Origin of the sequence: Rhodococcus sp. DT1, assembly GCF_049844875.1 — a bacterium.
GTDB lineage: Bacteria > Actinomycetota > Actinomycetes > Mycobacteriales > Mycobacteriaceae > Rhodococcus.
Genome location: NZ_JBNCLW010000001.1, coordinates 153,055 through 175,818, shown reverse-complemented (window position 1 = coordinate 175,818; position 22,764 = coordinate 153,055). Strand labels below are relative to the sequence as shown.

The window sequence follows — 22,764 nt, the reverse complement described above, 5'->3', positions numbered from 1 at the left end:
AACTACCTGTCTCCCTTGCTGTTCCGCTGTGACGCCTTCGAAGGCGGCTCCCCGAAGTCGGGGTCGAGCAGACCTTCGGGCGGATCGATCTCGATGACACCGTCCGCGAGAGACACGGTCGGCACGATGTCGGTGACGAACGGGATCAGCAGTTCCGCGCGCTCGTCGTCGACGGGACGGAGCGAGAGCAGTTCACCGGCGGCCGTGTGCAGCACCTCGCGCACGGTGCCCACCACGGTGCCGCCGTCGGGACGGCCGGCGACGATGCGCACCGACAGCCCTTCGAGTTCGTGATCGTAGAATTCGTCGGGATCGTCGGACGGCCCCAGGTCGTCGCTGTCGACGACGAACAGGGTTCCGCGCAGCGCGTCCGCCGTGCTGCGATCGTCAACCCCGGTCAAGCGCAGCAGAAGCCGCCCGGAATGCTCCCGGGCGGCTTCTACCGTGTAGTCCTGCAGGTTCTTCTCGCGGGGTTTGCGGCCACGCAGGACCGCACCCACAGCAAAGCGCTCCTCGGGTTCGTCGGTGCGAACCTCGACGACCACCTCACCCTTGATGCCGTGCGACTTCGCCACCCGGCCTACCACGAGCTCCACCTGCATGCGCCTATCGGTCGGTGTCGACGACGTCGACGCGAATGCCCCGGCCACCGATGCCGGTGACGAGGGTCCGCAGCGCGGTGGCGGTACGCCCACCACGACCGATCACCTTGCCGAGATCGTCGGGGTTGACGTGAACCTCGACGGTGCGTCCCCGTCGGCCTGTGATCAGGTCGACGCGGACGTCATCGGGGTTGGCGACGATTCCACGAACAAGATGCTCGACGGCGTCGGCGACCACGGTGCTCATTACTCGGCGGCCTCGGTGGACTCGGCCTCGGTGGCCTCTTCCTTGGCAGCCTTCTTCTTCTTCGGGGTGGTCGCTGCGGCGGCCGGCTCGTTCTCGGCCTGCGCGAGAGCGGCCTGGAACAGCTCGAGCTTGGACGGCTTGGGCTCTGCGGTCTTCAGGGTGCCCTCGGTGCCCGGCAGGCCCTTGAACTTCTGCCAGTCACCGGTGATCTTCAGAAGGTTGAGGACGGGCTCGGTCGGCTGTGCGCCGACGCTCAGCCAGTACTGCGCGCGCTCCGAATCGATCTGGATCAGCGACGGCTCTTCCTTGGGGTGGTACTTGCCGATCGTCTCGATCGCCCGGCCGTTGCGACGGGTACGCGAGTCCGCGATGACCACGCGGTACTGCGGGTTGCGAATCTTGCCGAGACGGGTGAGCTTGATCTTCACAGCCATGGCTGAGTTCTCCTTCGAAGCGCACAAGGCGCATGTCACGTGCAATTCGGACGGCGCACCCTTTTGGCACGCCCGGTTTTGCCTCTAACCTGTGACCGCCGCGCGGTACGTAACCGGATGCGACGACAGCGGTCCATTCTGCCAGATCGCCGAGCCAGGACGAAACCGGAGGTCACGCGAGTGATGCACTCCGCGTGACGACCGCACCGCGGAGGACGACGAGATCCGGACGTGCTGCCGCGGGGTCCCGGCGCGGGTCCTCGGTGTAGACGATGAAGTCGGCCGGAGTGCCCGGCTCGAGGCTGGGGTGGCCGAGCCACGTCCGGGCCGCCGACCCGGCCGCGTCGAACGCTTCGGTCGGGCCGAGACCCACGCGGGCGAGTGCGGCGATCTCGTCCGCGATCCGGCCGTGCCGGACGTGCCCACCGGCGTCCGTGCCGGCATAGATGGGGACCCCGGCGTCGTGGGCCGCGCCGATCGTGTCGGCGACGCGGGCGTGCAAATCCCGCATATGCGCGGCATACACTGGGAAACGCGTTGCGGAATCGGCGATTTCGGGGAAGTTGTCGATGTTGACCAGCGTCGGGACGAGCGCGGTGCCCGCTGCCGCCATGGTCGCGATCGTCTCGTCGGTCAGGCCGGTGCCGTGCTCGATGCAGTCGATCCCCGCGGCGAGCAGACCCGGCAACGCGTCTTCACCGAACACGTGCGCGGTGACGCGGGCGCCCTCGCGGTGTGCCGCGGCGATCGCCTCGACGAGGATGGCATCGCTCCACAACGGCGCCAGGTCGCCGCTCCCCCGGTCGATCCAGTCGCCGATCAGTTTGACCCAGCCGTCGCCGGCGCGCGCCTGCCTCACCACCTCCGCGGGAAGTTGCGATTCGTCGTCCAGTTCGACCGGCAGACCCCGGATATACCGCTTCGGGAGTGCGATGTGACGGCCGGCGCGGACGATCCGCGGCAGGGCCGGATCGTCGTCGAAGCTGCGCGTGTCGGCGGGAGACCCGGCGTCGCGGAGCAACAGGACGCCCGCGTCCCGCTCGACGATCGCTTGCGCGAGGGCCCCGGCAGCGTCTTCGATGCCGCCGCCGTAGCGGATTCCGACATGGCAGTGGGCATCGACGAGACCGGGCAGGATCCACCCGCCGGTCGACGCAACCTCGGCGCCGGGAATCGGCTCGGACGCGAACATGCCGTCCGAGCCGACCCACAGTTCGACGGGCTCACCGTCGAGCGTCTTTCCCCGAACCGCGAATGCCTCGGCGGTCCCCCCTGCCACCGGTCGCTACTTCTTCGGCAGCTTGAACTGCGAGAGGTCGAATCCCTCGAGGCCGGGCGGCAACTCGTCGAGACCCTTCGGCATCTTCGACAGATCCGGCATGCCACCCGGAAGTCCGCCGGGCAGGCCCGGGAAGCCGCCGGGCAAGCCGCCCCGCACCTTCGGCGGAGTGGGCCCGCGGCCGCCCTTCTTGCCCTTCTTGCCCTTCTTGGACCGCTGGTTCTTGCGAGAGCCCATGCCCATCTGGCCGGCCATCGCCGTCATCATCTTGCGGGCTTCGAAGAAGCGGTCGACGAGCTGGTTCACGTCGGAGACCTTCACGCCGGAACCGTTGGCGATACGGAGACGACGCGAACCGTTGATGATCTTCGGGTTCGCCCGCTCGGCCGGGGTCATGCCGCGGATGATCGCCTGGATGCGGTCGAGCTGCTTCTCGTCGACGTTGGCCAGCGCGTCCTTCATCTGGCCCGCGCCGGGCAGCATGCCCAAGAGGTTTGCGATCGGCCCCATCTTGCGGACGGCCATCATCTGGTCGAGGAAGTCCTCGAGCGTGAGCTCTCCCGAACCGATCCGGTTGGCCGTGGCTTCGGCCTGCTCGGCGTCGAAGACCTGCTCGGCCTGCTCGATGAGGGTGAGCACGTCGCCCATGCCGAGGATCCGGCTCGCCATGCGCTCGGGGTGGAAGACGTCGAAGTCTTCGAGCTTCTCACCGGTCGACGCGAACATGATCGGCTGACCGGTCAGTTCGCGGACGCTCAGGGCGGCGCCACCGCGGGCATCGCCGTCCAGCTTGGTCAGCACGACGCCACTGAATCCGACGCCGTCACGGAAGGCCTCGGCGGTGCTGACGGCATCCTGGCCGATCATCGCGTCGAGGACGAACAGCACCTCGTCGGGATCGACCGCATCGCGGATCCCGGCGGCCTGAGCCATCAGTTCCTCGTCGATGCCGAGACGACCGGCGGTGTCGACGATCACGACGTCGTACTGCTTGCTCTTCGCCTCGGCGATGCCCTGCTCGGCCACCGCGACGGGGTCTGCCGCCGTGATGCCCAGAGCGTTCTCGCCGCCGCCGATGGACGTTCCGGGGTGGGGCGCGAACACCGAGACCCCGGCGCGTTCACCGACCACCTGAAGCTGCGTCACGGCACCGGGCCGCTGCAGGTCGCACGCGACGAGCAGTGGCGTGTGGCCCTGATCCTTCAGCCACTTCGCCAGCTTGCCGGCGAGGGTCGTCTTACCGGCACCCTGCAGACCGGCGAGCATGATGACCGTCGGAGGGGTCTTCGCGAAGCGCAGCCGGCGCGTCTCACCGCCGAGGATCGTGACGAGTTCCTCGTTGACGATCTTGACGACCTGCTGCGCGGGGTTGAGCGCGCCGTGCACCTCGGCACCCTTGGCGCGTTCCTTGATCTTCTTGATGAACTCGCGCACAACGGGAAGGGCGACGTCGGCCTCGAGAAGCGCGAGGCGGATCTCGCGGCACGTGGCGTCGATGTCTGCGTCGGACAGGCGTCCCTTGCCCCGCAGGTCCTTCAGGACCCCTGTCAACCTGTCGGAAAGGGATTCGAACACCGAATGCGCTCCTGGGCTATGACGAAGATGCGGACAATTCTGCGAACCAGGGTAGCCGCTCCCGATCCACAAGCATCGAGTGCGGCCACCCAGCCGGCAGGATCACGGTCGTTCAGGACTCCGTTGCGGGCTTCTTCGGCTCGGCCGTAGGCAGGACGGCGAGGAGCTCACGCTCGAGGCGCTCACGCGACGCTCGTGTGTCGAGCCCGGTCAGGTCCACTCCGAAGGCGTCGACCACGGTCGTGCCGAGCGTGGTCACCCGCGCCCAGCGCACATCGGCGCCGACCCGTTCGAACACATCGGCCAGCCGGCACAACAGTCCGAGGCGGTCCTCCGCGCGCAGTTCGAGCACCACCTGTCCGGGCTCGGACGCGTCGAACCAGATCAGGCGCGGTGGCGCCTGCGCGTACATGCCGGGCACGGCGTGCTCGGCCCGCTCCGGAGTCCGGCCTTCCCGCGCGGCGCGGTCTTTCGCGTCGAGTTCGGAGAGCAGGTCCAGGTCTCCGGATCGAGCTCGGCCGAGTTCCTGCCGGAGCAGGCTCGCCTCCGGTGGTGCACCGAATCGGGGCACCACCACGAAGGTGTTGACCGTGCTGCCGGCATGGCTGCCGATCGACGCGGACAGCACCCGGAGTCCGTGCAGGGCAAGGACACCCGCCTCGTCCGACAACACGCCTCGTTCGTCGGGAGCGATGAAGGTGGCCGAGTAGCTGCGGCCGTCCTCGCGGGGATCGAGCGCGACATGCGTGGCGCCCTCCGCGGCGAGCGCCGCCAGTTCCGGATCGATGGGGTCGGGAACGGGAAGCTCCTCACCGGCCATCATCATGCGGCACCGCCGCACCAGTTCCCGCATCAGCGACGCCTTCCAGTCACCCCACACCCCGGGGCCGGTGGCCTGTGAATCGGCTTCCGCGAGCGCGTGGAGCAGTTCGAGCAGGACGGGGTCACCGTCGAGCGCCTCGACCACCGACGCCACCGTCTCGGGGTCGTCGAGGTCGCGCCGGGTCGCGGTGTGCGGCAGCAGCAGGTGGTGGCGCACCATCGCGGTGAGCATGCCGAGATCCGACGGCCACAGTCCCATGCGCCTGCCGATCTGCTGGGCCAGTTCGGCCCCGACGACGCTGTGGTCTCCGCCCCTTCCCTTGCCGATGTCGTGCAGGAGCGCGCCCAGGACGAGCAGGTCGGGGCGTGCGACGCGCGTCGTCAGTTCGCTCGCATACACCGCGGTTTCGACGAGGTGCCGGTCGACGGTCCACGTGTGGATGGCGTCGCGCGGCGGCAGGTCGCGCACCGCACCCCATTCGGGTAGGAGTCGGCCCCACAGGCCCGTCCGGTCGAGCGACTCGATCACGTCCACTGCGCGTCGCCCGGAACCGAGCAGCACGAGCAGGTCGTTGAGCGCTTCCCGCGGCCACGGTTCCCGGAGTTCGGGTGCGTTGTCCGCGAGCCTGGTCAGGGTGGCCGCGGAGATCGGCAGGCCGGACTGCGCTGCGGCGGCAGCGACCCGCGTGATCAGTCCCGGGTCGCGTCGCGGATGTGCGTCCCGCGCGAGAGCGACCTCTCCCCCGTGCTCGACGACGCCCTCGTCGAGTGGCCTGCGCACCGGTCCGCGCCGCAACCTCGACAGGCCCTTGCGTGGAAGCGAGTTCGCGGCGGTCCGGAGCCCGACGTCCACCGAATAGCTCACTGTTCGCGCGGATTCGGTGAGCACGCGCGCGAGGTCGAAGCGGTCGCCGATGCGGAGCGCCGCCCCGATCTCGTCGGCATCCTGCGCACGGAGCTGGTCGCGGCCGCGTGCCGCGACGCGGTGGAGTTCGGTACGCACGTCGAGGAGCCGGCGGTGCGCGGCGGCGAGACCGCCACCGGGCACGTCCGGACCGAGTCCCGGCATGCCGTCGGTGAGCTGCGCGACGGACAGGGCATTGAGCAGCTGTACGTCCCGCAGCCCTCCGCGGCCGCTCTTGAGGTCGGGTTCGGCGCGGTGCGCGATCTGCCCGCTGCGCCGCCATCGGGTCTCTGTCATCTCGAGCAGTTCGTCGAAGCGGGAGCGGATCCCGGTACGCCACTGGCGCCGCACCCCGCCGATCAGCAGGTTGCTCAGCTCCACGTCACCGGCGATGTGCCGGGCTTCGAGCATCCCCAGCGCCGCCGTGAGGTCCGAGGAGAACACCTGCAGCGCCTGCGGGACCGTGCGCACACTGTGGTCGAGTTTGATGTGGGCGTCCCACAGCGGGTACCAGAGCTTGTCGGCGACCTGGGACACCACGGCGCTGTCCATGTCGTCGTGAAGGAGGATCAGGTCCAGATCCGAGTACGGCAGCATCTCGCGACGGCCCAGACCACCCACCGCGACGATCGCGAATCCACAGTCGTGCTTGATGCCGAGCTCGGCACCCTTCGTGGTCAACCAGAATTCGTGCAGGTCGACCAGTGCGTGCCGGAGTGCGGGCGTATCGAGGCGCCGGTTTCGGGAGGTGCCGGCCAGGAGGGCATCGCGGGCGGCGGCGAGGTCGGCCGCTCCGGAGTGTGCGGTGTTGTGGCCCGAAGACACCGAGGGCCCCGGTCCCGCCGCCGAAGCGGCGGGGCCAGGGCCTCGAGTTCCGGACCCGTGGGGGTCAGAGTGCATCCGTTCCTCGTTCTCCGGTACGAACTCGGACCACCGACTCGACGGGGGTGATCCACACCTTGCCGTCGCCGATCTTGCCGGTGCGGGAAGCCTCGACGATGGTCTCGACGACCTTCTCGACCGCCGAGTCGTCCACGACGACCTCGACGCGCACCTTGGGCACGAAATCGACGGAGTACTCGGCGCCGCGGTACACCTCGGTGTGACCCTTCTGGCGCCCGTAGCCCTGCACCTCGCTGACGGTCATGCCGAGCACGCCCGCCTGTTCGAGACCCGCTTTGACATCCTCGAGCGTGAACGGCTTGATGATTGCCGTGATCAGCTTCATATCCTCATCCTTCCCAGTGCCCACTGGCTACTGCGATCACTGCCCGCTGTCTTGGTCTTCTTATCACTTCGGTGCGTTGGAGAAGTCGTTCACTTCAACGCGGTGGCGAAGTCGTATGCGGATTCCGCATGCTCGGCTTCGTCGATTCCGCGGGCTTCTTCCTCGTCCGTCACACGCCAGCCGAGCGGCTTGAGGGCGTATGCGATCACGAGCGTGACGACACCGGTGAACACCAGGGCGACGACCGCGATGACGATCTGGACCACGAGCTGCTTGTAGTCGCCGCCGTAGAACAGGCCGGTCTCGGTTCCCAGGAACCCGATGGCGACGGTGCCCCACAGGCCGGAGACGAGGTGCACGCCGACGACGTCGAGCGAGTCGTCGTAGCCGAACTTGTACTTCAGGCCGACGGCCAGGGCGGACAGCACACCGGCGATGACACCGAGGGCGATCGAGCCGACCGGGCTCAGCGAGCCGGCTGCCGGAGTGATGGCGACCAGGCCGGCGACGGCACCCGACGCGGCACCGAGGCTGGTGGCCTTGCCGTCACGCAGTCGTTCGGTGAGGAGCCAGCCGAGGATCGCGGCGGCGGTTGCGGTGGTGGTGTTGACCCAGGCGAGACCCGCGGTTCCGTCTGCGGCGAATGCCGAACCGGCGTTGAAGCCGAACCAGCCGAACCACAGCAGGGCGGCGCCGAGCATGACGAACGGGAGGTTGTGCGGGCGGAACGCGGTGCGTCCGAAGCCGGCGCGCTTGCCGACCACCAGCGCCAGCACGAGGGCTGCGACACCGGCGTTGATGTGGACCACGGTGCCACCGGCGAAGTCGATCGGTGAGACCGTGGCAACGAGCCCACCTTCACCGTCGTCCGACGTGCCGAACAGCTTGGCCGCGAGTCCGTCTTCCGAACCGGAGAGCAGGCCGCCACCCCACACCATGTGGGCGAGCGGGAAGTAGGCGCAGGTGACCCAGATCGCCGCGAACGCCATCCAGGTTCCGAACTTGACGCGCTCCGACAGAGCACCGCTGATCAGCGCGGTGGTGATGATCGCGAAGGTCACCTGGAAGCCGATGTCGATGATCTGCGGGTAGTTTCCGAGACCGGGCAGGAACTCGCCGCTCTCGTCGTAGATCGCACCCTGCAGACCGAAGTGCTGGAACGGGTTCGCGAAGATGCCGGCGATGTCTTGCGAGCCGTAGGACATCGACCAGCCCCACAGGACGTAGACGACGCCGATCACGGCCATCGCCCCGAACGACATCATCATCATGTTCAGGACGGATTTCGCCCGGGACATTCCGCCGTAGAAGAACGCCAGGCCCGGTGTCATCAACAGCACGAGCGACGCTGCCATCAGCATCCATGCTGCGTCCCCGGTGTTCACCACTTCCTCCACTTGCAACCTCCCTGTTGGTCGCGCCGGACGGCGCGTCGTCATCGAGGGAAAGCTTGGCGGCGTCATGTTTCATCGGAAGCGCCGCACTGTTTCGGAGGTGTGAACGACGAACCGGACTGTGTTTCGTCTGTGTTTCGCCTGTGGAGAACAACGGCGCGCGCACGGCGTATTCGCCGATTTCGCCCGATTCATGCGAGGCCCGACATGCGAGTGGCCGCTCCCCTCTGTGGAGGGAAGCGGCCACATCGAGCGTGTCGCAGCGGGACTGTCAGCCGAGCAGAGCGTCCACGAATGCCTCCGGCTCGAACGGCGCGAGGTCGTCGGCGCCTTCTCCGAGACCGACGAGCTTGACCGGCACACCGAGCTCGTGCTGAACCTGGAACACGATGCCACCCTTGGCGGTGCCGTCGAGCTTGGTGAGGACGACACCGGTGATGTCGACGACGTCGGCGAACACCCGGGCCTGCATGAGACCGTTCTGGCCGATGGTCGCGTCGAGCACGAGCAGTACCTCGTCGACCGCGGCCTTCTTCTCCACGACGCGCTTGACCTTGCCGAGTTCGTCCATCAGGCCGATCTTGGTGTGCAGGCGCCCCGCGGTGTCGATCAGGACCGCGTCGACACCGTTCTCGATCCCCTTCGCCACCGCATCGAATGCGACGGCGGCCGGGTCGGCGGAATCCTTGCCGCGCACCACTTCGGCGCCCACGCGTTCCGCCCAGGTCTGCAACTGATCTGCCGCAGCGGCACGGAAGGTGTCTGCGGCGCCGAGGAGCACCCGGCGGCCGTCGGCGACGAGCACGCGGGCGAGCTTGCCGGTGGTGGTCGTCTTTCCGGTGCCGTTGACGCCCACCACGAGCAGCACGGCCGGATGGTCCTTGTGCGGCAATGCGCGGATCGAACGGTCGAGTTCGGGTCGCAACTCGTCGACGAGGACGCTGCGCAGCAGGGCGCGCGCCTCCGCCTCGGTACGGACCGTGTTCAGTGCGATCTGCTCACGCAGACGATCGACGATCTTGGTCGTGGTCGCGGCACCGAGGTCTGCGACGAGCAGCGTGTCCTCGATCTCCTCCCACGAGTCCTCGTCGAGGTCGCCGCCGCCGAGCAGCCCGAGCAGGCTCTTGCCGACCGCGGACTGCGAGCGGGCGAGGCGCCCGCGCAGGCGCACGAGCCGGCCGGCTGTGGGGTCGATCTCGTCCAGGTCGGGCGCGGCCGGTGCGGCAGGCTCGACCGGTGCCGGCGCCAATTCCGTCTCGACGGTCGTCTCGGTCGTCGGCTGCGTCACGACGACGGGCTCGACGGGCTCCGTGGTCTCGGGAACTGCCTCGGGTTCGACGGTCTCCGGCGCCGTCTCGGGTGCAGGAGCGGTCTCGGGAGCGGTCTCGGGAGCGGTCTCGGGAGCGGTCTCAGGTGCGGGAGCGGTCTCGGGAGCTGCTGCGGGCTCGGCCGGACCGGTTTTCGGCGGGGTCGGCGTGGTCGGCGGCGCCGGAGCCTCCGTGACCTCCTCCGGCAACGGCACCGTGGGCGGTGCGGGCGCCTTGTCGGGCACCGGCCGCTCGACAGGCTGCGGCGGCGCCGTGGCGGTGGGCCCCTGGGTGAAACTGAACCCGCTCTGCGCCGTGTAACCGCCGGAGCGGTCCTTGGTGTCGGCGGCGTCGAGCTCAGGCGTGTCCTTCACCTGGAGCGACACCTGTCGGCGCCGGTACAGCGTCAGACCGACGACGAGCGCAACGAGAACAACCGCCAGGGCGGCCGCGATGATTATCCAAGCTCCGGTACTCACGCCCCCATACTGTCAGGCTTGCGCCTCTTCCTCCGGCCCGGGGACGGGTGTCGGGACGTTCTGGCCGCGCATGCGCTGGGAGATGACACGGGTGATGCCGTCGCCGCGCATGCTGACCCCGTAGAGCGCGTCGGCCACTTCCATCGTGGCCTTCTGGTGCGTGATCACGATCAGCTGGGATTTTTCCCGCAACTGCTCGAACAGTCCGATCAACCGCCGGAGATTGGTGTCGTCCAGTGCGGCCTCGACCTCGTCCATGACGTAGAACGGGGACGGCCGGGCCCGGAAGATCGCGACGAGCATCGCCACTGCGGTCAGCGACTTCTCGCCACCGGACAGCAACGACAACCGCTTGACCTTCTTGCCCGGGGGCCGGGCCTCGACCTCGATGCCTGTGGTGAGCATGTTGCCGGGCTCGGTGAGCACCAGCCGGCCTTCACCACCGGGAAACAGCTTCGCGAACACCTGCTCGAACTCGCGTTCGACGTCGACCCACGCCTCGGTGAAGATCTGCAGGATCCGGGCGTCCACTTCGTCGACGACGGCCAGGAGGTCCTTGCGGGCATTCTTGACGTCCTCGAGCTGCGTGGCCAGGAAGTTGTACCGCTCTTCGAGGGCTGCGAACTCTTCGAGTGCGAGGGGATTGACCTTGCCCAGCGTGGTGAGATCCTTCTCGGCGCGCTTGGCTCGCCGCTCCTGGGTCGTCCGGTCGTAGGGCATGGGTTGAGGCGCGACCACCTGCTCCCCCCGCTCACGAGCTTGCTCGTACTCCGCGATCTCGACGTCGCTCGGAGGCAGCGGCACATCGGGTCCGTATTCCGCGACCAGATCCTCGAGCGCGATGCCGTACTGCTCGAGAATCGTCTGCTCGAGCTGCTCGATTCGCAGCGCCGCCTGAGCACGGGCCACCTCGTCGCGGTGAACGGAGTCGGTGAGCTGGTCGCGCTGCGTGGTGAGTTCCCGCACGAGTGCACGCGCGTGTTCCAGTTTCTCGGTGCATTCGGTGCGCAGGCGCGTGAGTTCCTCGCGGTGGGCGAGTGCCTCTGCGACAACCGTTTCGAGATGCGCCGAGACCCGGCCTCCTGCTTCCGCGACCGCCGCGGCGACCGCAGCGGCCTGTCGCCGGCTGCGGCGGGCACGCTCGGCCCGGGCGCGGGCCTCCCGCTCGGCCTGGGCGGCGCGCCGCAGAGAATCTGCTTTACCGCGAAGGGATTCCGCGCGTTCCTCTGCCGTACGGGCCGCGAGCCTGGCTTCGACCTCGACTGCGCGCACTTCGGCGAGGGCCGCTGCGGTCATCTCCCGCTCGGCCGCGGTCGAGTCGGTGCCGCTGCCGTCTCCGGTGCCGGACTGTTCGTCTTCCGCGAGCCGCAGCCGCTCTTCGAGCTCGACGAGCTTCTCCCGCGCGGTGTCGCGTTCCTTCTCTGCCGCCGAACGCTGAGCGGCGAGCCGTTCCGATTCGGCGTGGGCGTTTCGCGCCACCTGCCCGAGCCGCCCCAGCTGCTCGTACACCGCCGACATCGCGGCATCCGACTCGTTGAGAGCGGCGAGGGTCTGCTCGACGTGCTCGGCGCGATCCTTCTGTTCGGTGAGCGCGCCGGCGAGCGCCGCCGCGAGTTCTTCGGACCGCCGGACCGCGCGGTCGAGACCGTCGCGCGACGTATCGATCGCGGCCTGGATCTCGAGGGTGCTCGGTGCACGATCCGATCCGCCGATCACCCAGCCGGAACCGGCGAGATCTCCCCCACGGGTCACCGCACGCAGGTCGGGGCGCTGGGCACACACGTGTGCCGCCGCGTCGAGATCGTCGACGACGACGGTGCGGGCAAGCAGGGCGTCGAGCGCTCCACGTAGGTCCGGGGGGCAGTCGACGACGTCCCGGACCCAGCGCGCGCCGCTCGGTGGATCGCCCGCGTCGCCGGGGCCGGACGCGTCGGCGGCGACGAACGCGACCCGCCCTTGGTCGGCTGCCGCGAGTGCGGCCACCGCGTCGTTCGCGGACCGCACCGACGCCACCGCGAGGGCATCGGCGGCGGGGCCGAGCGCGGCCGCGACCGTGGCCTCGTACCCGGGTGTCACCCGCAAGCGCTCGGCGAGGGATCCGAGCAGTGCTCCTCCGGTGTCGTTGCCGAGCAACCAGGCAGCGCCGTCCTTACGTTCGAGTCCCATCGACAGTGCGTCGATGCGGGCCTCGAGCGAGGCGACCTCCTTGCCGGCCGCACGTTCGGCTTCCTGCAGTTCGGTGACCCGCGCGTCGGCGAGGCGCTGCGCAGCGACTGCCCGTTCGTGTTGCGCGTCCGCGTCGATCTCCCCGGCGTCGAGGTCGGCGATGCTGCGTTGCGCGGTTTCGAACTCAGCCTGGGCCTCGACGCCGCGCAGGCGTGCTTCTTCGATCGCGACGGTCAGGCGCGCGATCTCCGAGTCGACGGAGTCCGCCCGGGTGCGGAACGTGTCGACCTGCCCGGCGAGGCGTGCGAGCCCCTCGCGTCGGTCGGCGATGGCACGCACCGCCGCCATGTGTGCCCGTTCGGCGGCAACTGCGAGTTCTTCCTGCGCGGCGAGTTGTTCCCGTGCGGCCTCGAGCGTTCCGTGCGCGATCTCGACGGCTTCGACGAGTTCGGCTTCCTCGGCGGCGATCCGGTCGGCGCGGGCCTCCATCTCGTCGGGGTCCTGCCCGGAGCGGTCCTCGGGTTCACTGTGCAGGTGGCGGGCGCGTTCCTGCGCGACCCGCACTGTCGCCGACACCCGTTCGGCGAGCGCGGACAGCCGGAACCACGCCTGCGACGCGGCCTCCGCGCCCGGAGTGAGCTGGGCGAGCGACTGCTCGAAGTGGGCAAGTTCGATGTTGGCGTCGTCGAGGGCGGACAGGATGTGGTCGAGGCGCTCCCGGATGGTGCGTTCCTGCTCGTCTTGGCCGGCGAGTTCCGCGCGCCGGGTGACGAGGTCGTCGGCGGCGAGCCGCAGCCGCGCGTCGCGCAGGTCGGCCTGGATGCTCTGTGCACGGCGCGCGACCTCCGCCTGCCGGCCCAGCGGTTTGAGCTGGCGGCGCAGTTCCGCGGTGAGGTCGGTGAGCCGGGCGAGGTTGGCCTGCATCGAGTCGAGCTTGCGGACGGCCTTTTCCTTGCGGCGGCGGTGTTTGAGAACCCCGGCAGCCTCTTCGATGAAGGCGCGGCGATCTTCCGGGCGCGATTCGAGGATGGCGGCGAGGCGTCCCTGGCCGACGATGACGTGCATCTCACGGCCGATGCCGGAGTCGGAGAGCAGTTCCTGCACGTCCATGAGCCGGCACGAACTGCCGTTGATCTCGTATTCGCCGGCGCCGTCGCGGAACATGCGCCGGGTGATGGAGACTTCGGAGTATTCGATGGGCAGTGCGCCGTCGGCGTTGTCGATCGTGAGGGTCACTTCGGCGCGGCCGAGTGCCTGCCTGCCCGCGGTGCCCGCGAAGATGACGTCCTGCATCTTGCCGCCGCGCAGAGCTTTGGCGCCCTGCTCCCCCATGACCCAGGTGAGGGCATCGACAACGTTGGATTTGCCGGAGCCGTTCGGTCCGACGACACAAGTGATACCGGGCTCGAAGCGCAGAGTCGTCGACGACGCGAAAGACTTGAAGCCCTTCAGCGTCAGACTCTTCAAGTGCATGGGAGAGAACCTTACCGGCGACTCAGCGCTCGACGAACCCGGTCAGGCCGCCCCGTGCAGGTTCCCAGCTCTCGACGACGAGCCGGACCTCGCCCGGCGTCCCCGGCGAGCGGAGCAGGTCGAGGAGCCGTTCCAGGTCGGCGAGCGGACCCTCGGCGATGACGAGGACCCGCCCGTCGGGGTGGTTGGTGGCGTGACCGACCAGACCGAGTTCGAGTGCGCGCGCCCGCGTCCACCAGCGGAATCCGACGCCTTGCACGCGTCCGTGCACCCACGCGGTCAGGCGCTGCGGTGTCTCGGTCACGGTATCCCTACGCGTCCGGGGTGACGGTCAGCGTCACCTGGGTGCCGCGCTCGAGAGTGCGTCCGACGGTGCACACCTTGGCGATGGAACGCTCGACGAGTGCGATGAGGCGTTGCTGCGCGTCGGCGTCGAGTTCGGACATGTCGACCTCGAGGTTCTCGGCCAGGTGCGGGTAGACCTCGTTCTCACGATCGGCGGCACCCGCGACGCGGATGGTCGCGTCGTAATCGTCGCCGAGCCTGCGGGAGAGCGGAAAGTCCGAGCTCATCCCCGAGCATGCGGCGAGTGCGATCTTGAGCAGTTCTCCGGGGGTGAACACCCCTTCGACGCCCTCGGAACCGATGGCCACTTCGGCGCCGCGTGAACTGCGGCCGGTGTAGCGACGAGTGCCGGTGCGCTCCACCCACAACTCGGTGGGCGCGGTATCAGGAGTCGGGTCAGCCATACGGAGAATCCTGCCATGCGCGGCCGACACGGACCGCACGCAGGACCTCGGATCCGCTCACCGCCCGGCGCGCGGCCGCGGCTGGCACTTGGGGCAACTGTACGAGGAGCGGTTCATGAACTTCTCACGCCGGATGGGAGCCCCGCACCGCCTGCACGGCAGGTTCTCCTGGCCGTACACGTTGAGCGACCGCTCGAAGTAGCCCGATTCACCGTTCACGTTGACATACAACGCATCGAACGAGGTGCCGCCCTGGTCGAGCGCCTCCCCCATCACCTCTCGCGCTGCCTCGAGGACCGATTTCAGTTTCGGTCCGGACAGGCTGTCGGTGAGGCGGTTGCCGTGGATCTTGGCGCGCCACAGCGCTTCGTCGGCGTAGATGTTCCCGATGCCGGACACCACCGTTTGATCGAGGAGTGCTCGTTTGATCTCGGTGTGCTTGCCGCGCAACACCTTTACGACCGCATCAGGGTCGAACCGCGGATCCATGGGGTCGCGCGCGATGTGCGCGACCGGCAGCGGGACGCGTGCTCCGTCGACGTCGAGGAGCGGCGCGAGCGCCCATCCCCCGAACGTCCGCTGGTCGACGAAGCGCAGTTCTGCCCCGTTGTCGAGGACCGCCCGGATGCGTAAATGCTTCTCCTGGGGCACCGTCGGGGGTTGCACGAGCATCTGACCGCTCATCCCGAGGTGTACGACGAGTGCGATGTCGCCGGGCTCGAGCACGAGCCACATGTACTTGCCGCGCCGCTCCGCTGCGGTGATGTGCTGCCCGGTCAGTTGCAGCGCGAGATCACGCGGTCCCGGTTCGTGCCGGCGCACCGCGCGCGGATGCAGAACCTGAACGGACTCGATGGTCGCGCCGAGGATGTGCGCCTCGAGACCCCGACGGACCACTTCCACCTCGGGGAGTTCGGGCACGTGCTCAGGCGTCCTCGGAAGAAGCGTCCGTCTCTGCGGTCTCGCCGGCGGACTGATCGGAGAGCGCCTGCCACGCCGTGGCTGCCGCCTTCTGCTCTGCTTCCTTCTTGGTCCGGCCTATGCCGACACCGAGTGGAGTACCGCCGATGATCGCGGTGGCGGTGAATTCCTTGTCGTGATCGGGCCCGGTCGCGGTGATCTCGTACACCGGAACACCGAGGCCCCGCTCCGCAGTGAGTTCCTGCAGGCTCGTCTTCCAGTCGAGACCGGCGCCCAGGCGCGGGCCGCGCTCGAGGAGATCACTGAACAGACGCAGTACCACCTCGCGGGCCACGTCGATGCCGTGCTGCAGATGCACGGCGCCGAGCAGGGATTCCATGCCGTCGGCGAGAATGCTGGCCTTGTCCTTGCCTCCGGTGAGTTCTTCACCCTTACCGAGAAGCAGGTGTGCGCCGAGTCCGCCGGGGCCGAGCTTGCGCGCGACCTCCGCGAGAGCGTGCATGTTGACGACGCTCGCACGGATCTTCGCGAGCTCACCCTCGGACTTGTCCGGGTGGGTCAGATAGAGCTTTTCCGTGACGGCGAGTCCGAGGACCGCGTCGCCGAGAAACTCGAGACGTTCGTTGGTGGGAAGACCGCCGTTCTCGTACGCGTACGAGCGGTGCGTCAACGCCAGGATCAATAATTCGGGTTCCAAAGTCACGCCGAGGGCGACGAGGAGAGGTGTGTACTGCTCCTCGTCGCCCACGGGTGGTGTATTGGTCGACTTGCTCGTCACGTGAATACCGTTACTAGACGGGCGCGGTCACCTGACGGCCGTTGTACGTACCGCACGACGGGCACGCCACGTGGGGCAGCTTCTTCTCGCCGCAGCCACGGTTCGGGCAGGTAACGAGCGTCGGCGCAGTGGTGTTCCACTGGCTGCGCCGCGACCGGGTATTGGAACGCGACATTCTGCGCTTGGGGACGGCCACGTCTACTTCTCCTCGTTGTTCATGCTGACGATTTCACTGCTGGATTTTTCGGAGCCTGCACCGAACTTGGCTGCCAACCCAGCCCAGCGAGGATCCATTATCTCATGCCCGTGCCCGGATTCCGCAATCGCCAGGCGAATGCCGCATTCGGGACACAAGCCCGCACAGTCGTCGCTGCACAGCGGCTGGAGCGGAAGCTCCAGGCCCACGGCATCGACGAGGACGGGTTCGAGGTCGATCAGGTCGTCTTCGACCCGGTAGACCTCATCTTCGGCGGAAGTCTGATCCGTGACGCTGTTCGGGTAGGCGAACAACTCGGTGAGAAACAGATCGACAGGTTCGGTGAACTGCTCGAGACAACGCGAGCACTCACCGACAGCCTCGGATCGAACTGTACCCGTGACCAGAACACCTTCGGACACCGCCTCCATCCGAAGATCGAGTGCGATATCGGTTCCTGGCTCGATCGCGATCAGATCGAGCCCGATCCGAGAGGGAGACGGAACGACGCGCTCTACCGTACGCATGGAGCCTGGGCGCCTGCCCAGGGAGAGCGTATCCAGAACCAGACCGCCCTCTCGATCGCGACGAGACGCGTTGGTATGGCGGGAGGACACGAAAACTCACTTTCGGATAGACGGCACTGCCAAGTGATTGGGCAACCGTTCTATAATACGCGATCACGCCCCCGGCAGGAAACCGTCGGATACTCCGGCTCGCTGCGTCGGTCAGCGCCGGCGTACAGCGCGATGATCGGCTTCCGCGTAGTCGGGAACGCCGGAGGTACGCAACTGCTGACGTCCGCGGCCTACCGACCGCAGCGTGCCTCCGAGGAGTTCCTCGAACTCCGCGAGCTTGCTGTCGATGTATTCGTCGCATTCGGTGCGCAACCGGTCCGACTCGGCGTGGGCGGAGTCGATGACCCGGGCCGACTCCGCGTGCGCGGCCTGCACCACTTCGGTCTGCGACACCAGGCGTGCCTTCTCCGCCTCACCGTCGGCCACCGACCGCTCGTACGAGGCCTGCCCGGCCTCGGCCAGACGTTCGGCGTCGGCGCGTGCCCTGCCGGTGAGAAGTTCGTACTGCTGCTTGCCGTCGGTGATGAGATCGTCCGCTTCGACCCGCGCGTCCTGCACCAGTTCGTCGGCGTGCGCACGCGCCTCCCCGACCATGCGATCGGCCTGGGCCTTCGCGTCCGCGAGCATCCGGTCGGCGTCGGCGCGCGCGTTCTCGAGGAGCGCGCGGGCCTCCTCGTCGGCGTCTCCGACGGTCTTGTCGGCTTGCGCACGCGCGTCGTCGATCAGCTTGTCGCGATGGTCGAGGACGTCCTGTGCATCGTCGAGTTCGGGCGGCAGTGCGTCGCGGACGTCGTCGAGAAGCTCGAGTACGTCACCGCGGGGAACCACACAGCTCGCGGTCATCGGGACGCTGCGCGCCTCTTCGACGATCGCGACCAGTTCGTCGAGTGCCTCGAATACCCGGTACACGTTCTACCCCAATCACTCGCTTCACCCGGCCGCTGCGACCGTGCCGCATCCAGTCTGCCGCAGCGCGGCCCCAGCAGGTGTTCCCCGCGCCGGTGTGTCGAGAAACCGCGAGAAACCGGAGAGAGTGTGAGAAGTCTCGCTCAGCGGCCGCCGTTGCGGGCAGCGGCCCGTTCCGCGATGCGGGCGAGCAGCCGTTCGTGGACGGCCGCGGGCAGCATGTCGTGCACGTCTCCCCCGTACGTCGCGACCTCTTTGACCAGTGAACTGGAGAGGTAACCGAATGCGGGATTGGTCGCTACGAACAGGGTGTCGACACCGGTGAGCTTGTGGTTCATCTGGGCCATCTGCAACTCGTAGTCGAAGTCGTTGGCGCCGCGCAGGCCTTTGACGATCGCGGAGATGTCGTTCGCCTTCGCGTAGTCGACGAGAAGGCCCTGCCACGAATCGACGGTCACGTTCCCCAGATGCGATGTCGCTTCGGCGAGCATGTCGAGTCGCTCCGGAACGGTGAACATCCCCTGTTTGTTCGGGTTGATCACCACCGTCACCACGACCTCGTCGAACTGGAGGGAAGTCCGTCCGATGACGTCGAGGTGCCCGTTGGTCACCGGGTCGAAGGATCCTGGGCAGACCGCGCGGCTCATGACCCAGCACCGTAGCAGGTAGCGATTTCGATCCTGCTCTCCCCATATCTACGTGTACGTCCCGGCTCGAATGCGTCCGGCCACACCGTTTCCGGTGATCGTGACGACCGCTCGAGCACCACGACGGAGTCCTCCCCTACCCAGCCGCCGGCAAGGAGCGCGTCCAGTATCGCCGCGATCTGCTGCTCGTCCACGGCGTAGGGCGGGTCGGCGAGCACGAGGTCGTACACCCGGTCGGCGGGAGCGGCGAGCACCGCCGCCACCGGTGCCGTGCGCAAGACGGCTCCCGGCACCCGCACGGTCGCGATGTTCTCCCGGATCACCGCGGCCGCTTTCGCATCCGATTCGACGAGCAGGGCATGAGCAGCGCCCCTCGACAGTGCTTCGAGGCCGAGTGCGCCCGACCCGGCAAACAGGTCCAGGACCGCGGCGCCGTCGAGGTCCATTCGTGCTTCGAGCGAACTGAAGAGCGCCTCGCGCACCCGCTCCGAGGTAGGCCGGGTCCCGCGGGGCGGCACCTTCAGGCGCCGCCCCCCGGCCGTCCCGGCAACGATGCGTGTCACTCGGCGCTGTCCGCGGTGGACACCTCCACGAGGAGGTCGCCGCCTTCGACCTGCTGCACAGGACCGATCGCGACCCGCGCGACGCGGCCTCCGCGAGGAGCGGTGATCGCCGCTTCCATCTTCATCGCCTCGATGGTCGCGACGGTGTCGCCGGCCGAGACGGTCTGGCCTTCGGAGACCACCAGGGTCACCATTCCGGCGAACGGCGCCGCGACGTGGCCCGGGTGGTTCCGGTCGGCCTTCTCCGCCGCGGGCACCTCGGACGCGACGGAGCGGTCACGCACCGCCACCGGGCGCAACTGCCCGTTGAGAATGCACATCACCGTGCGGAAACCGCGCTCGTCGGCGTCCGAGATCGCCTCGAGGCCGATGAGCAGTTCGACGCCCTTGTCCAGGCGCACCCGGTGTTCGTCACTCTGCCGGAGCCCGTAGAAGAACTGGTTGGCGGACAGCTCTGTGGTGTCCCCGTACTGCTCGCGGTGGTTCTCGAAGTCCTTGGCGGGGCCGGGGAACAGCAGCCGGTTGAGCGTGCGCCGGCGTTCGGACGACGACGCGACCAGGCCTTTTTCTTCGTCCGCGGTCAGCTGCTTTTCCGGCTTCGCGTCGGCACGGCCGGCCAGCGCCTTGCTGCGGAACGGCTCGGGCCATCCGCCCGCCGGCGTGCCCAGGTCGCCGCGCAGGAATCCGATCACCGAATCCGGGATGTCGAACTTGCCCGGGTCCGCCGCGAACTCGTCGACCGACACGCCCGCACCGACGAGGTGCAGCGCGAGGTCGCCGACCACCTTCGACGACGGTGTGACCTTGATGAGCCGCCCGAGCAGGCGGTCGGCTCCGGCGTACGCCGCCTCGACGTCTTCGAAGCGGTCGCCGAGACCCAATGCGATGGCCTGCTGACGCAGGTTCGACAGCTGACCACCCGGAATCTCGTGGGTGTAGACGCGACCGGTCGGAGCCGGAAGGCCCGACTCGAACGGCTTGTAGACCTTGCGCAGCGCCTCCCAGTACGGCTCGAGGTCGCACACGGCCTGCAGATCCAGGCCTGTGTCGAACTCGCTGTTCGCCGCTGCGGCCACGATCGCCGACAACGCCGGCTGGCTCGTCGTTCCGGCCAACGCCGCCGACGCACCGTCGACCGCGTCGGCACCCGCGTGCCACGCCGCGAGGTAGGTCGCCAGCTGGCCACCCGGGGTGTCGTGGGTGTGCACATGCACCGGGAGGTCGAAATTCTTGCGCAATGCCGACACGAGAGTGGCCGCGGCGGGTGCGCGCAGAAGTCCGGCCATGTCCTTGATGGCGAGCACATGCGCGCCGGCCTCGACGATCTGCTCGGCCAGCTTCAGGTAGTAGTCGAGGGTGTAGATCGTCTCGTTCGGGTTCGACAGATCACCGGTGTACGAGAGGGCGACCTCGGCGATCGTCGTGCCGGTCTCCCGGACCGCGTCGATCGCGGGCCGCATCTGATCGACATTGTTGAGTGCGTCGAAGATGCGGAAGATGTCGATGCCCGTGGCCGCGGCTTCCTGCACGAAGGCACGGGTCACGGCCTCGGGGTACGGGGTGTAGCCGACGGTGTTGCGGCCCCGCAGGAGCATCTGGAGATTGATGTTCGGGATCGCTTCGCGCAGTGCGGCGAGCCGTTCCCACGGATCCTCGTGCAGGAAGCGCAGTGCCACGTCGTAGGTCGCGCCGCCCCAGGCCTCGATCGAGAGCAGTTCGGGCGTCATGCGGGCGACGTGCCCGGCGACGGTGAGCAGGTCCTTGCTGCGGACCCGCGTCGCGAGCAGCGACTGGTGCGCATCGCGGAAGGTGGTGTCGGTGACGCCGACCGCCTTCTGCTCGCGCAGGGCGCGTGCGAACCCCTCGGGGCCGAGTTCGAGAAGCCGTTGCCGCGAGCCTGCCGGCGGCGGGGTGCTCAGATCGATGTCCGGCAGCTTGTCGTGCGGGTAAACCGTCGTCGGCCGCTCGCCGTGCGGTTTGTTGACCGTGACGTCGGCCAGGTAGGTGAGGATTTTCGTTCCGCGGTCCGCCGACGAGCGCAGCGTCAGAAGCTGCGGGCGCTGCTCGATGAACGAGGTGTTGACGCGCCCGGCCCGGAAGTCCTCGTCGACGAGGACGGCCTGGAGGAACGGGATGTTGGTGGAGACTCCGCGGATACGGAACTCGGCGACCGCGCGGCGTGCACGCGCCACCGCCGCGTCGAAGTCGCGGCCGCGGCAGGTGAGCTTGACGAGCATGGAGTCGAAGTGCGCCGAGATCTCGGCACCCACCGAGGTGCCACCGTCGAGGCGGATACCTGCACCGCCGGGAGTCCGGTAGCCGGTGATGCGTCCGGTATCGGGCCGGAACCCGTTGGCGGGATCCTCCGTCGTGATGCGGCACTGCAGCGCGGCACCGCGGATGGTGATCTTGTCCTGGCTCAGCCCCAGGTCCTCGAGCGATTCGCCGGCTGCGATGCGCAGCTGTGCCTGGACGAGGTCGACGTCGGTGATCTCCTCGGTGACCGTGTGCTCGACCTGGATGCGCGGGTTCATCTCGATGAACACGTGGTTGCCGCGCTCGTCGACGAGGAATTCGACCGTGCCGGCGCACTGGTAACCGATCTCCCGTGCGAACGCGACCGCGTCCGCGCAGATGCGATCGCGGAGGGCGGGGTCGAGGTTCGGCGCGGGCGCCAACTCGATCACCTTCTGGTGGCGGCGCTGAAGCGAGCAGTCGCGCTCGTAGAGATGGATGACGTTGCCGTAGTTGTCGGCGAGGATCTGCACCTCGATGTGCCGGGGGTTGACCACGGCCTGCTCGAGGAACACGGTCGGATCGCCGAAGGCGGCGTCGGCTTCACGCGACGCGGCTTCGATGGACTCCCGCAACTGGTCGGGCTCGGCGACGCGGCGCATGCCTCGTCCGCCACCACCGGCGACGGCCTTGACGAAGATCGGGAAATGCATGTTCTCGGACGCGGCCACCAGAGCGTCGACGTCGGCGGAGGGTTCCGACGACGCCAGCACCGGCAGACCGGCGGCTTTCGCCGCTGCGATCGCGCGCGCCTTGTTTCCGGTCAGCTCGAGGATCTCGGCGGGCGGGCCGACGAAGGTGATGCCGGCGTTCGCGCATGCCGCTGCCAGTTCGGGGTTCTCCGAGAGGAAGCCGTAACCGGGATAGATCGCGTCGGCCCCGGCGGACACGGCGGCGTCGACGATCCGGTCCACGGACAGGTACGTCCGGACGGGATGGCCTTCCTCACCGATCTGGTACGCCTCGTCCGCTTTCAGGCGGTGGAGCGAGTTGCGGTCTTCGTACGGGAACACCGCGACAGTTCCGGCGCCCAGTTCGTAGGCGGCACGGAACGCCCGGATCGCGATCTCGCCACGGTTGGCGACAAGCACTTTGGAGAACATTGGACGACGGTACCGCGACGTAACAATCGAATCGCTGCCCCGGTTCCATATCCTGGGAAAGTGTGGCTACCTGTGACGACTGGAACAATTCAGACGTCTCAGAGGTAACACGCCGGCA

General features: G+C 68.2%; 20 protein-coding genes. All 20 read right to left on the bottom strand.

Going from position 1 to position 22,764, the window contains the following annotated elements:
- Positions 1-2: 2 nt before the first annotated feature.
- On the bottom strand, positions 3-596 hold the full coding sequence (rimM, locus tag ACLQ3J_RS00790) for a ribosome maturation factor RimM (RefSeq protein ID WP_169620715.1): 594 nt from the start codon (positions 594-596) through the stop codon (positions 3-5).
- A 10-nt stretch (positions 597-606) separates the two neighbouring features.
- Entirely contained in the window at positions 607-849 is a 243-nt protein-coding gene (locus ACLQ3J_RS00785) for an RNA-binding protein (protein ID WP_072698641.1), read from the bottom strand.
- Positions 849-1,283, bottom strand: a complete 435-nt coding sequence (rpsP, locus tag ACLQ3J_RS00780; RefSeq protein WP_169620536.1) for a 30S ribosomal protein S16 — start codon at positions 1,281-1,283, stop codon at positions 849-851. Before rpsP ends, ACLQ3J_RS00785 begins: the two co-directional genes overlap by 1 nt.
- A 172-nt stretch (positions 1,284-1,455) precedes the next feature.
- Entirely contained in the window at positions 1,456-2,562 is a 1,107-nt protein-coding gene (locus tag ACLQ3J_RS00775; RefSeq protein ID WP_169620535.1) for an amidohydrolase family protein, read from the bottom strand.
- A gap of 6 nt (positions 2,563-2,568) precedes the next feature.
- Positions 2,569-4,137 (bottom strand): signal recognition particle protein, encoded by a 1,569-nt coding sequence (gene ffh / locus ACLQ3J_RS00770; RefSeq protein ID WP_425901912.1) that lies wholly within the window; start codon positions 4,135-4,137, stop codon positions 2,569-2,571.
- Positions 4,138-4,249: 112 nt separating this feature from the next.
- Entirely contained in the window at positions 4,250-6,763 is a 2,514-nt protein-coding gene (locus ACLQ3J_RS00765; RefSeq protein WP_169652435.1) for a [protein-PII] uridylyltransferase, read from the bottom strand.
- Positions 6,753-7,091 (bottom strand): P-II family nitrogen regulator, encoded by a 339-nt coding sequence (locus ACLQ3J_RS00760; RefSeq protein ID WP_169620532.1) that lies wholly within the window; start codon positions 7,089-7,091, stop codon positions 6,753-6,755. Before ACLQ3J_RS00760 ends, ACLQ3J_RS00765 begins: the two co-directional genes overlap by 11 nt.
- 89 nt (positions 7,092-7,180) lie before the next feature.
- Positions 7,181-8,488, bottom strand: coding sequence for an ammonium transporter (locus tag ACLQ3J_RS00755; RefSeq protein ID WP_169620531.1), 1,308 nt, complete (start codon positions 8,486-8,488; stop codon positions 7,181-7,183).
- A gap of 268 nt (positions 8,489-8,756) precedes the next feature.
- Positions 8,757-10,271, bottom strand: a complete 1,515-nt coding sequence (gene ftsY / locus ACLQ3J_RS00750; protein ID WP_425901910.1) for a signal recognition particle-docking protein FtsY — start codon at positions 10,269-10,271, stop codon at positions 8,757-8,759.
- Positions 10,272-10,283: 12 nt separating this feature from the next.
- Entirely contained in the window at positions 10,284-13,910 is a 3,627-nt protein-coding gene (gene smc, locus ACLQ3J_RS00745; protein WP_296550954.1) for a chromosome segregation protein SMC, read from the bottom strand.
- A 22-nt stretch (positions 13,911-13,932) separates the two neighbouring features.
- Positions 13,933-14,214, bottom strand: a complete 282-nt coding sequence (locus tag ACLQ3J_RS00740; RefSeq protein WP_169620528.1) for an acylphosphatase — start codon at positions 14,212-14,214, stop codon at positions 13,933-13,935.
- 7 nt (positions 14,215-14,221) lie between these two features.
- Positions 14,222-14,659 carry an OsmC family protein gene (locus ACLQ3J_RS00735; RefSeq protein ID WP_425901908.1) on the bottom strand — a complete coding sequence of 146 codons (438 nt, stop codon included), beginning with the start codon at positions 14,657-14,659 and terminating at the stop codon, positions 14,222-14,224.
- A 57-nt stretch (positions 14,660-14,716) separates the two neighbouring features.
- Positions 14,717-15,580: a bifunctional DNA-formamidopyrimidine glycosylase/DNA-(apurinic or apyrimidinic site) lyase gene (mutM, locus tag ACLQ3J_RS00730; RefSeq protein ID WP_425901906.1), complete on the bottom strand. Its 864-nt coding sequence runs from the start codon at positions 15,578-15,580 to the stop codon at positions 14,717-14,719.
- A 4-nt stretch (positions 15,581-15,584) separates the two neighbouring features.
- On the bottom strand, positions 15,585-16,358 hold the full coding sequence (gene rnc, locus ACLQ3J_RS00725; RefSeq protein ID WP_169620525.1) for a ribonuclease III: 774 nt from the start codon (positions 16,356-16,358) through the stop codon (positions 15,585-15,587).
- Positions 16,359-16,371: 13 nt separating this feature from the next.
- Entirely contained in the window at positions 16,372-16,554 is a 183-nt protein-coding gene (gene rpmF / locus ACLQ3J_RS00720) for a 50S ribosomal protein L32 (protein ID WP_006551208.1), read from the bottom strand.
- A gap of 2 nt (positions 16,555-16,556) precedes the next feature.
- On the bottom strand, positions 16,557-17,081 hold the full coding sequence (locus ACLQ3J_RS00715; RefSeq protein ID WP_240952119.1) for a YceD family protein: 525 nt from the start codon (positions 17,079-17,081) through the stop codon (positions 16,557-16,559).
- Positions 17,082-17,282: 201 nt separating this feature from the next.
- On the bottom strand, positions 17,283-18,041 hold the full coding sequence (locus ACLQ3J_RS00710; RefSeq protein WP_169620523.1) for a DivIVA domain-containing protein: 759 nt from the start codon (positions 18,039-18,041) through the stop codon (positions 17,283-17,285).
- Positions 18,042-18,181: 140 nt separating this feature from the next.
- Positions 18,182-18,685 carry a pantetheine-phosphate adenylyltransferase gene (gene coaD, locus ACLQ3J_RS00705; RefSeq protein WP_169620522.1) on the bottom strand — a complete coding sequence of 168 codons (504 nt, stop codon included), beginning with the start codon at positions 18,683-18,685 and terminating at the stop codon, positions 18,182-18,184.
- Positions 18,682-19,248, bottom strand: a complete 567-nt coding sequence (gene rsmD, locus ACLQ3J_RS00700; protein ID WP_378527915.1) for a 16S rRNA (guanine(966)-N(2))-methyltransferase RsmD — start codon at positions 19,246-19,248, stop codon at positions 18,682-18,684. The genes coaD and rsmD overlap by 4 nt, the downstream gene beginning before the upstream one ends.
- Positions 19,245-22,646 (bottom strand): pyruvate carboxylase, encoded by a 3,402-nt coding sequence (locus ACLQ3J_RS00695; protein ID WP_296550951.1) that lies wholly within the window; start codon positions 22,644-22,646, stop codon positions 19,245-19,247. The genes rsmD and ACLQ3J_RS00695 overlap by 4 nt, the downstream gene beginning before the upstream one ends.
- Positions 22,647-22,764: the final 118 nt, after the last annotated feature.